This is a genomic window from Paracoccus sp. (in: a-proteobacteria), assembly GCF_030538755.1.
Classification (GTDB): Bacteria; Pseudomonadota; Alphaproteobacteria; order Rhodobacterales; family Rhodobacteraceae; genus Paracoccus.
In genome coordinates this window covers 1-13,447 of record NZ_JAUNTJ010000025.1, presented here as the reverse complement: position 1 = coordinate 13,447, position 13,447 = coordinate 1, and the positions used below count along the sequence as shown (strand labels likewise).

Here is a 13,447-nt window from a genome sequence, read left to right as displayed (position 1 = left end):
ATGATATTTGATCGAACATGGCGCCATTACGCGATTTTTGCCTTTGCCCTGACCGGCCTTTCGCTGGCCGCGCCCGCCAATGCCAACAACGCGGCGTTTTCGTCGCGCACTGCTGAACTGCATGGTATTGCCGCGCCCGACCAGATGCCCCGCGATGAACCACTGCTGTTCACCGATGCCCAGCCGGTTTCTCTGACCAACGGCCCGGAACAGGTCTATCTGACCCGCACCGCCGCCAACGCGGTCAGCCAGTCGGAACTGTCCTGCATGGCCGAGGCGCTGTATTTCGAAGCGCGCGGCGAAGGTGTGCGTGGGCAGGCCGCCGTGGCCGAGGTGATCCTGAACCGCGTGGACAGCCGCCGCTTTCCCTCGACCGTGTGCGGGGTGGTGAACCAGCGGGCGCAGTTTTCCTATACCATCGGCGGCAAGCCCCGCATCCGCAATCAGGCGGCCTATAACCGCGCGGTCGATATTTCCCGCCGCGCGCTGTCGGGCCACCCGCGTGAACTGACCGGCGGTGCCACCTATTTCCACACCACCGCCGTGCGCCCGAACTGGTCGCATCGGTTCACCCGCACCACGCGCATCGGCAACCATATCTTTTACCGTCAGGGCGGGCAGCGTCTGGCCTCGAACTGATCTTGTTTCGGCGGGTGTTTGCGGGCAAACCAGCCAGATGGATCACCCCGACCAGATACACCTGCGCGATTACGTCCTTGCGGTGGACATCGGCGCGTTTCAATCGGAACGCGGGCATGAACAGCGGCTGCGCTTTGACCTGACGGTCGATCTGGCGCAGCCGGTTGCCGGTGTCGATGACCATGTGGACCGCATCCTGTCCTATGACGTGCTGACCGATGCGGTCGCGCGGACCTTGGCCGATCAACGCTATAACCTGCTGGAAACCGTAGCCGAAAAGATCGCGGCCGAGGTGCTGGCCCATCCGCGCGCCGCACGGGTGCAGGTGACGGTGGAAAAGCTGGATCGCGTGCCCGGCGCGCTTGGCATCACCATCAGCCGCAGCGCCGCGCGGATGGAAACCGACACCCCGACCGCCGCCGCGCCGATGCTGCGTCTGGTCATGGCCGATGCGCCGCTGCCGCAGGGTGCGGTGATCCTGATCCCCGCCGCGCCGATGCTGCCGCTGCCGCAGGGTGGCAATGACCGCATGGTGGCGCTGCTGGCGCTGGATCAGGCGGCATGGGCCTTGGCCGGGCGGCTGGGGCTGGATGTGGCCGACACGCGCACCGAACTGGATTGGGCCGTAGCGCAGCAACTGCACACGGTCTGGGCACCCACCCGCATGGTTGCCGACGAGGCAGGGCTGGATGCCGACCCGCTTGCGCTGGCGCAATGGCTGGCGCATCGCACCGGCGCGCAGCGGCTGGAAATCGCCCTGCCCCCCGGCGCGCCTGCCGTGGCCAGCACCGGCGACCCGGCGCTGACTGTCGCGCAGATCCCCGGCACGCCCCTGCCATGAGCACCTATTACCGCCCGATCCCCGACGCCGACACTGCCGCATCCCGCTGGCGGCTGGCTGGCGGCTGGACCGGGTTTTCCCGCTTTGAACGGCTGGCCCGAGGCACCGCTCCGGTCATCACAGACGAGGCCCCCGCTGATCTGATCGCCGCGCTGACCACCCCGCGCGCGCCGGTGCTGGGGTTGCCGATGGACGCGCCGCGCATCATGGGTATCGTCAACGCCACGCCCGACAGCTTTTCCGATGGCGGCAGCTATGACCCGGCGGCGCAGGCCCGCGCCTTGCTGGATCAGGGGGCGGATATGCTGGACATCGGCGGCGAATCCACCCGCCCCGGCGCGGCCGAGGTGCCCGCCGCAGATGAAATCGCCCGCATCACCCCCGCCATCTCCGCGCTGAAGGGGGCCGCCATTTCCGTCGATACCCGCAAGGCCACCGTGGCCCGCGCCGCGCTGGATGCCGGGGCCGGGCTGGTCAATGACGTGTCGGGCTTTGACTTTGACCCCGACCTGCCCGCGCTGGTGGCGCAACGGGACGTGCCGGTCTGCCTGATGCACGCACAGGGCCTGCCGGACACGATGCAGGACGACCCGCGCTATGACGATGTGCTGCTGGACGTTTACGACGCATTGGCCGCACGGATCGCGCGGGCGCAGGCCGCAGGCATTCCGCGTGACCGCATCGTGATCGACCCCGGCATCGGCTTTGGCAAGACGCAGGCGCATAATCTGGCAATCCTGCGGCGCATCTCGCTGTATCATGGGCTGGGCTGTCCGATTCTGCTGGGTGTCTCGCGCAAGCGGTTCATCGGCAGCATCGGCGGGGCCGGTCTGGCCGCCGACCGCGCCCCCGGCACGCTGGCGCTGACGCTGGCAGCCGTGGCGCAGGGCGTGCAAATTCACCGCGTTCACGATGTGGGCGCGATACGGCAAGGGCTGGCCCTGTGGCTGGCCGTTACAAAGGAGCACATGTCATGAGCCGCAAATTGTTTGGCACCGACGGGGTGCGGGGGCAGGCAAACACCTATCCGATGACCGCCGAAATGGCCCTGCGGCTGGGGGCGGCGGCGGGGCGCTACTTTCGCCGCGACGGCAAGAACCGGCACCGGGTGGTGATCGGCAAGGACACGCGGCTGTCGGGCTATATGCTGGAAAACGCGCTGACCGCCGGGCTGACCAGCACCGGCATGAACGTGCTGCTGCTGGGTCCGGTGCCGACGCCTGCGGTGGGCTTTCTGACCCGTTCGATGCGCGCCGATCTGGGCATCATGATTTCCGCCAGCCACAACCCGGCGCATGACAACGGCATCAAGTTCTTTGGCCCCGACGGTTTCAAACTGTCGGACGAGGCCGAGATGGAGATCGAGGCCATCGTCGCGGGCGACATCGCCCCCTCGCAGCCCGATAACATCGGCCGGGCCAAGCGGATCGACGACGGGCGCGGGCGCTATGTCGAATATGCCAAGACCACCTTTCCGGCGGGCCAGCGGCTGGACGGGCTGAAGGTGGTGATCGACTGCGCCAACGGTGCCGCCTATCGCGCCGCGCCGGATGTGCTGTGGGAACTGGGGGCCGAGGTGATCCCGCTGGGGATCGAACCGAACGGTTTCAACATCAACGATGGCGTCGGCAGCACTCATCCCCAGGCCTGTGCCGACGCCGTGCGCGCGCATGGCGCGCATCTGGGCATCACGCTGGACGGTGACGCCGACCGGGTGATGATCGTCGATGAAACCGGCGCGGTGGCCGATGGCGATCAGATCATGGCGCTGCTGGCGGGCCGTTGGGCCGAACAGGGCCGGCTGCGCGGCGGCGCGCTGGTGGCTACGGTGATGTCGAACCTTGGGCTGGAACGCTGGCTGGCCGGGCGCGGGCTGCAACTGGAACGCACCAAGGTCGGCGACCGCTATGTGGTGGAACGGATGCGCAGCGCGGGGTTCAACCTTGGCGGCGAACAGTCGGGCCATATCGTGATGACCGACTATGCCACCACCGGCGACGGGCTGATCGCGGGCCTGCAATTCCTGGCCGCCATGGCCGACAGTGGCCGCCCCGCCAGCGAGTTGGTGCGCCAGTTCGACCCGGTGCCGCAACTACTGAAAAACGTGCGCTATTCCGCCGGAGCCGACCCGCTGTCCGCCGCCGGGGTGCAGGCCGTCATCGCCGAGGCCGAGGCGCGGCTGGCCGGTTCGGGCCGCCTGCTGATCCGCAAATCCGGCACCGAGCCGCTGATCCGCGTCATGGCCGAGGCCGAGGACGAAGCCACCCTGCGCGACGTGGTGGACGGCATCTGCGCCGCAGTCGAAAAAGCCGCCTGAGCGGCGACCACCCCAAACGAAAACGCCCCGGTGAAAACCGGGGCGTTTCTGTATCTGTCAGCCGGATTACAGCTTTTCGGTCAGTTCCGGCACGGCGATGAACAGGTCGCCCACCAGCCCGTAATCGGCAATCTGGAAGATCGGAGCTTCTTCATCCTTGTTGATCGCAACGATCACCTTGGAATCCTTCATCCCCGCAAGGTGCTGGATCGCGCCCGAGATACCGACCGCGACATACAGTTCCGGTGCCACGACCTTGCCGGTCTGGCCCACCTGCCAGTCGTTCGGGGCATAGCCCGAATCGACCGCCGCGCGCGATGCGCCAACGGCGGCGCCCAGCTTGTCGGCAAGGGCTTCAATGATGGCGAACTGTTCCTTGGAACCCACGCCGCGACCGCCCGACACCACGCGCCCGGCCGAGGTCAGCTCGGGGCGGTCGGATTGGGCCACCTCGTCCGCGACCCATTTCGACAGGCCCGGATCTTCGGCGACAGAGGCATCCGCCACAGCCGCGGAACCACCCTGCCCCGCCGCATCGAAGGACGCGGTGCGCACGGTCAGCACCTTTTTCGCGTCGGACGATTTCACCGTCTGGATCGCGTTGCCGGCATAGACCGGGCGTTCAAAGGTGTCGGCATCGACCACCGCCGACACGTCCGAGATAATCATCGCATCCAGCAGCGCGGCCACGCGCGGCATGACGTTTTTCGCATCGGTCGTCGCCGGGGCAACGATATGCGAATAATCGCCCGCCAGCGACACGATCAGCGCCGCCGTCGGTTCGGCCAGACGGTGGCCATACAGATCGTTTTCGGCGACCAGCACGCGGGCCACGCCGTCGATCTTGGCCGCCTCGGCCGCCGCGTCGCGGGCCGAGGCACCGGCGCACAGCACAGCCACATCACCCAGGCCCTTGACCGCATTCACGGCCTTGGCCGTCGCATCGACGTTCAGAACGCCGTTGGTCACTTCTCCCAGCAGCAGAACAGCCATCACACCACCCCCGCTTCTTTCAGTTTCGACACCAGTTCATCGACCGAACCAACCTTGATCCCGGCCTTGCGCCCTTCGGGTTCGCGAGTGTTGACCACGGTCAGGCGCGGGGTCACATCCACGCCGTAATCGGCAGCGGTTTTTTCATCCAGAGGCTTTTTCTTGGCCTTCATGATGTTGGGCAGCGACGCATAGCGCGGTTCGTTCAGGCGCAGGTCGGCGGTGACGATGGCGGGCAGCTTGACCTCGATGGTCTGAAGACCGCCGTCCACCTCGCGCGTGACCTTGGCGGATTCGCCCTCGATTTCAACCTTGCTGGCAAAGGCGGCCTGGCCCCAGCCCAGCAGCGCCGCCAGCATCTGGCCGGTGGCGTTCATGTCGTTGTCGATCGCCTGCTTGCCGGCGATAACCAGCTTGGGCTGTTCTTCCTCGACGATTTTGGCAAGGATTTTGGCGACGGCCAGCGGCTCGATGTCTTGGTGAACATCATCGGCGGCGACAACCAGAATAGCGCGGTCGGCGCCCATGGCCAGCGCGGTGCGCAGCGTTTCCGCCGCCTGTTTGACACCAATGCTGACAGCCACGATTTCCGAGGCGACGCCTTTTTCCTTCAGACGGATCGCTTCTTCCACCGCGATTTCATCGAACGGGTTCATCGACATCTTGACGTTCGCAAGATCGACACCCGATCCGTCCGCCTTTACGCGGGCCTTCACGTTATAGTCGATCACGCGCTTGACCGGCACCAGGATTTTCATCCCACTCTCCCTTATTGCGTCATCATTGCGTCAAAGTGATAGCCCTGCCGCGCGCGCAGTTACAACGCAAAAACGACGACATATGGCGCTGCAACGCCGCGTTCCGTCAGCGCGAGGCACCGGGCACCCACAGCACATCGCCCGCGCCCTGATCGTTTGCCACCCGGCTGGCCACGAACAGCCAGTCGGACAAGCGGTTCAGATAGCGGACGGCGGCGGGGTTGGCATCGGCCTGCGCGGACAGTTCGGTGGCGCGACGCTCGGCCCGGCGGCAGACGGTGCGCGACAGATGCAGATGCGCCGACAGCGCCGAGCCGCCGGGCAGCACGAAACTGCGCAGCGGCGACAGGGCCGCGTTCATCGTGTCGATTTCCGTTTCCAGCCGGTCCACCTGCGCCTGAACGATGCGCAGCACCGGATAGGGCGCATCGGCATCGGCGGCCATATCGGGGCGCGACAGGTCGGCGCCCAGATCGAACAGATCGTTCTGGATCACCGACAGCCGCTGCGCCATTTCATCCGTGGCGTGCAGGCGGCACAGGCCCAGCGTGGCGTTCAGCTCGTCCACGGTGCCATAGGCTTCGACGCGCGGATCGTGCTTGGCCACGCGGCTGCCATCCGACAGCGCCGTATCGCCGCCGTCGCCTGTCCGGGTATAGATCTTGTTCAGCACAACCATCGCGATCAGCCCCTGAGCCACAAAAACAGCATCATCAGCGCAAAGGCCACCGCCTGCACGATGATCCGCCACCGCATCAGCCGGTTGGAATTGCGCCGGTTAAAGTCGCCATTCCGGGCAAAGCCGCCGACCCCGGCCACCAGAATCACCAAAACACCGGCCGCGGCCAGTATGGCCAGCAGAAACAGAGGATTATCGCTCATCCGGCACCGCCTTTCGACAGGCAGGTTAGCTGCGCGCGGCGAACCAGTCCAGTGCGCGGGTCGGCAGCACGCGCCGCCCAATCCCCGACAGCCATGTGGCGGTCGTCACATAATAGCGCGCCGCCGGGGTGGCCGATTCCAGCGCCAGCGCGATGCGGCGGCTGACCGCCTCGGGCGGCAGTTCAAAGCGGTCCTTGCCCGAGGGCTGGTAAAGGCGCTTGGTCAGCAGGCTGCGGTATTGTTCGACGCGGGCGCTGTTTTCCCAGTCGATCCAGCGTTCGAAATGCGGGATCGAGTTGACGCGGATGCGGCTGGTGATCGGGCCGGGTTCGATCAGAACCACCTTGACCGGCGTGTCGGACATTTCCATCCGCAGCACATCGGTCATCCCCTCCAGCGCGAATTTGCTGGCCACATAGGCCCCGCGCCAGTGCAGCCCGACCAGCCCCAGAACCGAGGACACATTCACGATCCGCCCCGCACCGCGTTCGCGGAAATGCGGGATCAGGCGGCAGGTCAGGTCATGGGTGCCGAACAGGTTCGCCTCGAAGATCGAGCGCAGGCCCGCGCGCGGCAGATCCTCTAACGCGCCGGGCAGCGCGAAGGCGGCATTGTTCACCACCCCGTCCAGCGGGCCAGCCGCCAGCACCTGCCGCACACATTCGGCAACGCTGGCTTCGTCGGACAGTTCCAGGTGAACCGCCTCCATCCCCTCGGCGTGGCGGGCGGCAAGGTCTTGCTCGCGGCGGCAGGTGGCCACGACCTGCCAGCCCCGCGCCTGCATATGCCGCGCGGCATCAAGGCCGATGCCGGATGAGCAGCCGGTAATCAGAACGCGCCGGGCCATGGGTCAGCGCGCCCGATCGGAGGACAGGAAATCGCCGGACATATAGCCGTTACGTCCCTGCGCATCGCGGATCTGCACCCAATTGCCCGACCGGGGGCCAAGCACCTGCACCGGCGTCCCCCGCGTCAGCGCACCGACCACCGCATCATTGGTGGACGGCCCGGCGCGGAAATTCACCCGGTTGCCGGTGACATACATCACCTCGGCCCCGTCGGGCACGGCCAGATCGGCAACGGCGGCCTGCGCCTGCGACTGATATTCCGGCGAAGGCCGCAGCGCGGGGCCGGGATAGGGGTTGACCCGCTGCGGCGTCTGTTCGGTGACGCGGATCAGTTCGGGCCGCTGTGCAGGCGTCAGCGCGTCGATCAGGCTGGTTTCAGCGGCAGGGACAACCATCGGCGGCTGTCCGGTATCGGCCACCTCGCGCTGACGGGCACCGGGGTCGCCCCAGATGGTCAGCACGGCAAACAGAACCGCAATGGTCAGGATCGTCAGTCGAATCATCGTTCAGGGTCACAACTTGGTGTATGTGTTTTGCCGCTATCGCCAGAAACAACACAGGTCCAGCCCCGGCGCTCCCCTTGCTTAACGTGACGGTGCGTTTTATCCCGCCAGCCGCTGACCGGCAGGGGCATTATAATGATTTTGCGCTGGACCGCAAAGCAGGTGCGGCCTATCCAAACACCCATGTCAGACGAACCCGCCCCGGATCACGATCAGAACACCGTCCCCGAACCGCTTGGCCGCGCCATTGGCGAACGGTATCTGACCTATGCGCTGTCCACGATCATGCACCGCGCCCTGCCCGACGCCCGTGACGGGTTAAAGCCGGTGCATCGCCGCATCCTGTATGCCATGCGCGAATTGCGGCTGTCGCCAACTGGCGCCTTTCGCAAATCGGCCAAGATTACCGGCGATGTGATGGGCAACTATCACCCGCATGGCGATGCGGCGATCTATGACGCCATGGCACGGCTGGCCCAGGATTTCGCCATGCGTTACCCGCTGGTCGATGGTCAGGGCAATTTCGGCAATATCGACGGCGACAACCCCGCCGCCAGCCGCTATACCGAGGCGCGGATGGCCGAACCGTCCGAGGCGCTGCTAGAGGGTCTGGCCGAAAACGCCGTCGATTTCCGCCCCAATTATGACGGCACGCTGACCGAACCCGTGGTGCTGCCCGCCGCCTTTCCCAACCTGCTGTGCAACGGCGCATCCGGCATCGCCGTGGGGATGGCCACCAACATCCCGCCGCATAACCTGCACGAAGTCATCGACGCCTGCCTGCATCTGATAAAAACCCCCGACGCGCGCGACGATACGCTGGCCGGGATCATCCAGGGACCAGACTTCCCCACCGGCGGCGTGCTGGTCGAAACGCGGCAGTCGATCGCCGACAGCTATCGCACCGGGCGCGGCGCGTTCCGCCTGCGCGCCCGCTGGCAGGTCGAGGATCTGGGCCGCGGCCAGTGGCAGATCGTCGTCACCGAAATTCCCTATCAGGTGCAGAAATCCCGCCTGATCGAACGCTTGGCCGAACTGATCCAGACCCGCAAGGTGCCGATTCTGGCCGATGTGCGCGACGAATCGGCAGATGACATCCGCATCGTTCTGGAACCGCGCACCCGCAGCGTGGACGCCGCGCAGATGATGGCGGCGCTGTTCCGGGTCTCGGATCTGGAAATCCGCTTCAGCCTGAATATGAACGTGCTGATCGACGGCCGCGTGCCCCGCGTCTGTTCCCTGCGCGAGGTGCTGCGCGCCTTTCTGGACCACCGGCGCGAGGTGCTGATCCGCCGCTCGCAGCACCGGCTGGACAGGATCGCCGCCCGGCTCGAAGTGCTGGAAGGCTATCTGATCGCCTATCTGAACCTTGATCGCGTGATCGAGATCATCCGCTATGAGGACGACCCCAAGGCGGTGATGATCGCCGAATTCGGCCTGTCGGATACCCAGGTCGAGGCGATCCTGAACATGCGCCTGCGCGCGCTGCGCAAGCTCGAAGAAATCGAGCTGCGCGCCGAACGCGACAGCCTGATCGCCGAACGCGATGCGCTGACCGCCATGCTGGCCGACGACGCCGCGCAATGGGGCCGCATCACCGACGAGTTGAAGGACGTTCGCAGCAAGTTCGGCAAATCCCACCCCGCCGGTCAGCGCCGCACCGAAATCACCGAGGCCGAAGACGTCCAGCCCCTCGACCTCGACGCCATGATCGAGCGCGAGCCGCTGACGGTGATCCTGTCCAAAATGGGCTGGATACGGGCGATGAAGGGCCATCAGCCGCTGGACGCCGAGATGAAGTTCCGCGACGGCGACGGCCCCTTGCTGGCGCTGCACGCCGAAACCACCGACAAGCTGATGCTGTTCGCCTCGAACGGGCGCTTTTACACCCTGCCCGCGCATAACCTGCCCGGCGGACGCGGCCTTGGCGAACCGCTGCGGCTGATGATCGACCTGCCGAACGAAGCCGACATCATCGCCCTGTTCCCCTGGCGCGAGGGCGAAAAATACCTGGTCGCCTCGCGCGCGGGCGACGGCTTCATCGTCGGTGCCGCCGACATTCTGGCGCAGACGAAAACCGGCAAACAGGTGCTGAACGGCGAGGCGCTGCTATGCCGTCCCGTCCACGGCGATCACATCGCGGTCATCGGCACCAACCGCAAGCTGCTGATCTTCCCGCTGACCGACCTGCCCGAAATGGGCCGCGGCAAAGGCGTGCGCCTGCAAAAATACGCCAGCGGCGGCGGGCTGCTGGCCGGCGACACCCTGTCCGACGCCCGCTTTCTGACGCTGGCCCAAGGGCTAAGCTGGCCCATGGGCGGCGGCAAAACCCGCACGGAACCCGACCTGACCGAATGGCTGGGCAAACGCGCCAGCGCAGGCCGCATGGCCCCGCGCGGCTTCCCGAGGGATAATCGGTTTGGGTAAGATGATGCTAACTGGAGAATGAAGAATGAAGAATGAAGACGTAACCGGCTTCCCCGCCGGTGTCAGCGAAAAACTGAAGTTTTACGTCTATCGCCTGATCGACCCCCGCAATGGCGAAACCTTTTATGTCGGCAAAGGCAAAGGCAATCGTGTCTTTCAACACGCAGCGGGCCTTGACGCCGATCAGATCAGAACGGATGACAGCGAACAGGAAAACAGCGATGACGCTGAAAACCTGAAAATCTCCCGTATCCGCGACATCCGCCGCGTCGGCCTTCCCGTGATCCACATCATTCACCGGCACGGAATAGAAGACGCCAGGACCGCTTATGAGGTGGAAGCAGCCATCATAGACGCCCTTCCCGGCCTGTCAAATATCGCTGCCGGTCATCACAGTAATGATCGCGGCCCGATGCACGCGCAAGAAATCATCGACAAATACGCCCTGCCGAAATGCGAACCGCGCCCCGGCGACCGGCTGGTGCTGATTAACATCAACTCGATGGAGCACGACAACAATCAGCAACTACTGGACCGGGTGCGCTATGCATGGAAAATCGCCCAATGGCGGGCTGAACAGGCCGATTTTGTTCTTGCTGTGATCCATGGCATCGTGCGGGGCGTCTTCGTGCCGAAACAATGGCTGCCAGCAACGCCGGAACACTTTCCGCCGCCCCGCTTTACACCGCCCGCCACGCACCGCCTTGGCTTCAAGGGCGAGCTTGCCCCGGATGACATCTGGCAACACTACGTCGGAAAGCGCGGCAAATGGCTGCCCGACGACATGCGCCACGGCCAGAACCCGGTCCGCTATTACAACCTCTGACGCGCGGCATCTTTGGTCTGCAAATATCCCGCGGGGGTGCGGGGGCGCGAAGCCCCCGCTGCAACGCTTATCGCCGGATCACCCATTTCCAGCCGGTCAGCATCGGCCGGATCAGGTTCTCGCGCTTCCAAAAGCGATAGAACATAATCACCGCCACATGCAGCAAGACCAGAATCAGGATCAGATTGGCCCCCAGATGGTGCCAGCCCACAGCCTTGCGAGAGGTCGCGCGGCTGACCTCTGACGCCAGCGGGCCGATGTTGATGTAATCATCGGGATCGGCGATCAGCCCGGTGCCGACCTGCCAGATCAGCACCGCCAGCAGCGCCAGAACCGACAGCGCGCCCAAGGGGTTATGCCCCGGCCAATAGCTGGGGCGGCGTTCGAACATGTGCCGGGCATAGCCGATGATCGCGCCCGGCCCGCGCACAAAGCTGGTAAAGCGCGCCGGTTTCGGCCCGACGATGCCCCAGATCAGACGAAACGCCACCAGCCCGATGATCGTATAACCCAGCCAGAAATGCAGCCACATGTTCAGCGGGCCGAATTTGCCCAGACACCATGCAGCGATCACCAGAACGGCCAGAATCCAGTGGAACCCGCGCAACAGCGGGTCCCACAGCTTCACCCGTTCCGGCTGGGTGCTGGTTTGCCCGCCGCTCATTCCGGTTTGCGGAACTTGTCGTGGCAGGATTTGCAGGTGCCGCCAAACGCCTGAAGAACCAGCCCGATGTTACCCTGACCACCCCTGACGGCCTCGCCCGCGCCAGCAGCAGCTTCGCCCAAAGCGGCGTATTTGACGGCGAAATCGGCGCTGTCGCTCCAGATTACCGGCAGGGCGCGGGAATCGTCCATGTCATCGCTGGAACTGCCTTCGACGAACAGCCCGGCAAGCGCATAATTGCTGAGAACCTCAATGTTCGTTGCGGCGGTCGAGGCGGCATCCTCGTCATAGGCGATCTCGCCACGGGCCATGCCCGACAGCACACCCATATTGATGCCCAGCATCTGGAAATAGCCCTGACGCGCCTCTATGGCTTCTTCTTTGGCATCATCGGCAAAGGCGACCGCAGGCATGGCGGCCAGAACAGCGGAAAGGATCAGCTTTTTCATAGGGGGGTCTCCGGTTTGACTGTCGTTTGGATGGTCTCGGCCCGCGACCGCACCCTGACACAACCGGCGGAAATCATCAATGCCGCCCCGTTCACACACTCGTTCGCACAGGCGGAACCCGGCGGTCGCGGGGCGGAAACACTCCGCCCCGCGGCACGGTTCAGGCATACAGGTTCTGCACGCCGATCTGCTGGTGAATGTCGTTCACCTGCTCGCGGCTCAGCCCCATGCCCTCCGCCAGAGCGTGCAGGTATTCGGCCTCGGCCTTGCTGTCAAAGTCGATGGCCATCAGCGACATGGCATAGACCTGCGCCTCCAGCCCCTTGGGCACCTCGCGCGCCAAGGCAGCGGCATCGACGGGCGCGGCCATCTGGTCGCGGATGAACTGGCGTTCCTCGTCGTCGATGTCGCCCAACTGCCCGGTCAGGCGCTGCTTTTCGTTGTCGTCGATCTTGCCATCGGCCTTGGCGGCCTGAATCATTGCCCGCAGCATCAGCGCCGCCACGGCGTTCTGTTCGGGTGTCGGCGCAACCTCGGGTTCGTCCTGACGCACAACGGCGTCGTTGAACAGCTCGCCAAAGCTGGCGTCGTTCTGCTGCTGCGAGCCTTTCTGCGCAAGGCCACCCGCCGCGCCGCCCAGCAAGCCGCCCAGCAGATCGCCCAGGCCGCCACCGCTGCTGCCGCGCGCGGTCGCACCGCCACGCGCGCTGCTGGTCAACTGGTCAAGAATGCCCCCCAGACCACCGCTGGCACCCGAAGAATTCGGCCCGCCATAGCGACGCCCGGTGCCGGCACCGCCGCTCTGACCGCCCAGAACCTGCCCCAGAATATCCGACAGACCGCCACCGCTGGTCCCGCCGCTGGTGCTGCCGGTACGACGCCCGGTGACGCCACCGATCAGATCGTCCAGCAACCCGCCCTGCGAACGACCGGATGCGGTGGTGCTGCCGCCCTGCTGGGCATTTTTCATCACGGATCCGATCCCTTTCGCCAGCATCACACCGGCGGCCACGCGGGCAAGGGTTTTCATCATGCTCATGGCATCCTCCAAAGATCACCTGCGGCCACCAGATTGGCACCGCATCAGCCGGATATGCAACGTCTTTCGCGGCTTTCCGGTTCCCGTCACAGACACGCCCGGCAAGCCCGTCCATGCCCTTGATTTTTCCCTGCCGTGCTTATACATCGCGGCGGACGTAGAAACGGGGCCATTTCGCAACGCCGCCCCGCGATCAGGAGGCCCATATGGCAAAGGCAAAATTTGAACGGACGAAACCGCACGTCAACATCGGGACGATTG

15 protein-coding genes are annotated in these 13,447 nt (G+C 65.2%); 6 read left to right on the top strand and 9 right to left on the bottom strand.

What is annotated here, in order from left to right:
• From Q4G14_RS13210 to glmM, 4 genes are read left to right on the top strand one after another with little or no spacing between them, the layout of a single operon-like run.
• Complete coding sequence (locus Q4G14_RS13210; RefSeq protein WP_303362224.1) at positions 1 to 639, top strand: cell wall hydrolase; 639 nt, start codon at positions 1 to 3, stop codon at positions 637 to 639.
• 37 nt (positions 640 to 676) lie between these two features.
• On the top strand, positions 677 to 1,480 hold the full coding sequence (locus Q4G14_RS13205) for a dihydroneopterin aldolase (RefSeq protein ID WP_303362223.1): 804 nt from the start codon (positions 677 to 679) through the stop codon (positions 1,478 to 1,480).
• The gene (gene folP / locus Q4G14_RS13200; RefSeq protein WP_303362222.1) at positions 1,477 to 2,457 is read left to right on the top strand and encodes a dihydropteroate synthase; all 981 of its coding nucleotides are present in this window, start codon (positions 1,477 to 1,479) and stop codon (positions 2,455 to 2,457) included. The genes Q4G14_RS13205 and folP overlap by 4 nt, the downstream gene beginning before the upstream one ends.
• Positions 2,454 to 3,797: a phosphoglucosamine mutase gene (glmM, locus tag Q4G14_RS13195; protein ID WP_303362221.1), complete on the top strand. Its 1,344-nt coding sequence runs from the start codon at positions 2,454 to 2,456 to the stop codon at positions 3,795 to 3,797. The genes folP and glmM overlap by 4 nt, the downstream gene beginning before the upstream one ends.
• 66 nt (positions 3,798 to 3,863) lie before the next feature.
• Here glmM and Q4G14_RS13190 read toward each other — a convergent pair whose 3' ends face one another.
• From Q4G14_RS13190 to Q4G14_RS13165, 6 genes are all read right to left on the bottom strand, one after another.
• Positions 3,864 to 4,790: an electron transfer flavoprotein subunit alpha/FixB family protein gene (locus tag Q4G14_RS13190; protein WP_303362220.1), complete on the bottom strand. Its 927-nt coding sequence runs from the start codon at positions 4,788 to 4,790 to the stop codon at positions 3,864 to 3,866.
• A complete protein-coding gene (locus Q4G14_RS13185; protein ID WP_303362219.1) occupies positions 4,790 to 5,548 on the bottom strand; it encodes an electron transfer flavoprotein subunit beta/FixA family protein in 759 nt (252 codons plus the stop codon). The genes Q4G14_RS13190 and Q4G14_RS13185 overlap by 1 nt, the downstream gene beginning before the upstream one ends.
• Positions 5,549 to 5,654: 106 nt before the next feature.
• Positions 5,655 to 6,227: a cob(I)yrinic acid a,c-diamide adenosyltransferase gene (locus Q4G14_RS13180; protein ID WP_303362242.1), complete on the bottom strand. Its 573-nt coding sequence runs from the start codon at positions 6,225 to 6,227 to the stop codon at positions 5,655 to 5,657.
• 5 nt (positions 6,228 to 6,232) lie between these two features.
• Positions 6,233 to 6,430: a twin transmembrane helix small protein gene (locus Q4G14_RS13175; protein ID WP_303362218.1), complete on the bottom strand. Its 198-nt coding sequence runs from the start codon at positions 6,428 to 6,430 to the stop codon at positions 6,233 to 6,235.
• Positions 6,431 to 6,455: 25 nt separating this feature from the next.
• A complete protein-coding gene (locus Q4G14_RS13170; RefSeq protein WP_303362217.1) occupies positions 6,456 to 7,277 on the bottom strand; it encodes an SDR family NAD(P)-dependent oxidoreductase in 822 nt (273 codons plus the stop codon).
• 3 nt (positions 7,278 to 7,280) lie between these two features.
• Positions 7,281 to 7,781, bottom strand: coding sequence for an SH3 domain-containing protein (locus Q4G14_RS13165; protein ID WP_303362216.1), 501 nt, complete (start codon positions 7,779 to 7,781; stop codon positions 7,281 to 7,283).
• 183 nt (positions 7,782 to 7,964) lie between these two features.
• On the opposite strand from Q4G14_RS13165, the gene parC reads away from it, so the two are divergent.
• On the top strand, positions 7,965 to 10,208 hold the full coding sequence (parC, locus tag Q4G14_RS13160; RefSeq protein WP_303362215.1) for a DNA topoisomerase IV subunit A: 2,244 nt from the start codon (positions 7,965 to 7,967) through the stop codon (positions 10,206 to 10,208).
• A gap of 25 nt (positions 10,209 to 10,233) precedes the next feature.
• Complete coding sequence (locus tag Q4G14_RS13155; RefSeq protein ID WP_303362214.1) at positions 10,234 to 11,034, top strand: hypothetical protein; 801 nt, start codon at positions 10,234 to 10,236, stop codon at positions 11,032 to 11,034.
• A 67-nt stretch (positions 11,035 to 11,101) separates the two neighbouring features.
• Here Q4G14_RS13155 and Q4G14_RS13150 read toward each other — a convergent pair whose 3' ends face one another.
• The 3 genes from Q4G14_RS13150 to Q4G14_RS13140 form a co-directional block, all read right to left on the bottom strand.
• Complete coding sequence (locus Q4G14_RS13150) at positions 11,102 to 11,698, bottom strand: cytochrome b/b6 domain-containing protein (protein ID WP_303362213.1); 597 nt, start codon at positions 11,696 to 11,698, stop codon at positions 11,102 to 11,104.
• Positions 11,695 to 12,147 carry a cytochrome c gene (locus Q4G14_RS13145; protein WP_303362212.1) on the bottom strand — a complete coding sequence of 151 codons (453 nt, stop codon included), beginning with the start codon at positions 12,145 to 12,147 and terminating at the stop codon, positions 11,695 to 11,697. Before Q4G14_RS13145 ends, Q4G14_RS13150 begins: the two co-directional genes overlap by 4 nt.
• Positions 12,148 to 12,307: 160 nt before the next feature.
• Positions 12,308 to 13,186 carry a DUF533 domain-containing protein gene (locus Q4G14_RS13140; protein WP_303362211.1) on the bottom strand — a complete coding sequence of 293 codons (879 nt, stop codon included), beginning with the start codon at positions 13,184 to 13,186 and terminating at the stop codon, positions 12,308 to 12,310.
• Positions 13,187 to 13,447: the final 261 nt, after the last annotated feature.

Excerpts from the sequence above, each read along its gene's own strand:
- Q4G14_RS13190 (WP_303362220.1), bottom strand. The coding sequence starts at position 4,790 with ATGGCTGTTCTGCTGCTGGGAGAAGTGACCAACGGCGTTCTGAACGTC.
- glmM (WP_303362221.1), top strand. The coding sequence starts at position 2,454 with ATGAGCCGCAAATTGTTTGGCACCGACGGGGTGCGGGGGCAGGCAAAC.
- Q4G14_RS13165 (WP_303362216.1), bottom strand. The coding sequence starts at position 7,781 with ATGATTCGACTGACGATCCTGACCATTGCGGTTCTGTTTGCCGTGCTG.
- Q4G14_RS13140 (WP_303362211.1), bottom strand. The coding sequence starts at position 13,186 with ATGAGCATGATGAAAACCCTTGCCCGCGTGGCCGCCGGTGTGATGCTG.
- Q4G14_RS13205 (WP_303362223.1), top strand. The coding sequence starts at position 677 with ATGGATCACCCCGACCAGATACACCTGCGCGATTACGTCCTTGCGGTG.
- Q4G14_RS13170 (WP_303362217.1), bottom strand. The coding sequence starts at position 7,277 with ATGGCCCGGCGCGTTCTGATTACCGGCTGCTCATCCGGCATCGGCCTT.
- Q4G14_RS13175 (WP_303362218.1), bottom strand. The coding sequence starts at position 6,430 with ATGAGCGATAATCCTCTGTTTCTGCTGGCCATACTGGCCGCGGCCGGT.
- Q4G14_RS13185 (WP_303362219.1), bottom strand. The coding sequence starts at position 5,548 with ATGAAAATCCTGGTGCCGGTCAAGCGCGTGATCGACTATAACGTGAAG.
- folP (WP_303362222.1), top strand. The coding sequence starts at position 1,477 with ATGAGCACCTATTACCGCCCGATCCCCGACGCCGACACTGCCGCATCC.
- Q4G14_RS13150 (WP_303362213.1), bottom strand. The coding sequence starts at position 11,698 with ATGAGCGGCGGGCAAACCAGCACCCAGCCGGAACGGGTGAAGCTGTGG.
- Q4G14_RS13145 (WP_303362212.1), bottom strand. The coding sequence starts at position 12,147 with ATGAAAAAGCTGATCCTTTCCGCTGTTCTGGCCGCCATGCCTGCGGTC.
- parC (WP_303362215.1), top strand. The coding sequence starts at position 7,965 with ATGTCAGACGAACCCGCCCCGGATCACGATCAGAACACCGTCCCCGAA.
- Q4G14_RS13155 (WP_303362214.1), top strand. The coding sequence starts at position 10,234 with ATGAAGAATGAAGACGTAACCGGCTTCCCCGCCGGTGTCAGCGAAAAA.
- Q4G14_RS13180 (WP_303362242.1), bottom strand. The coding sequence starts at position 6,227 with ATGGTTGTGCTGAACAAGATCTATACCCGGACAGGCGACGGCGGCGAT.
- Q4G14_RS13210 (WP_303362224.1), top strand. The coding sequence starts at position 1 with ATGATATTTGATCGAACATGGCGCCATTACGCGATTTTTGCCTTTGCC.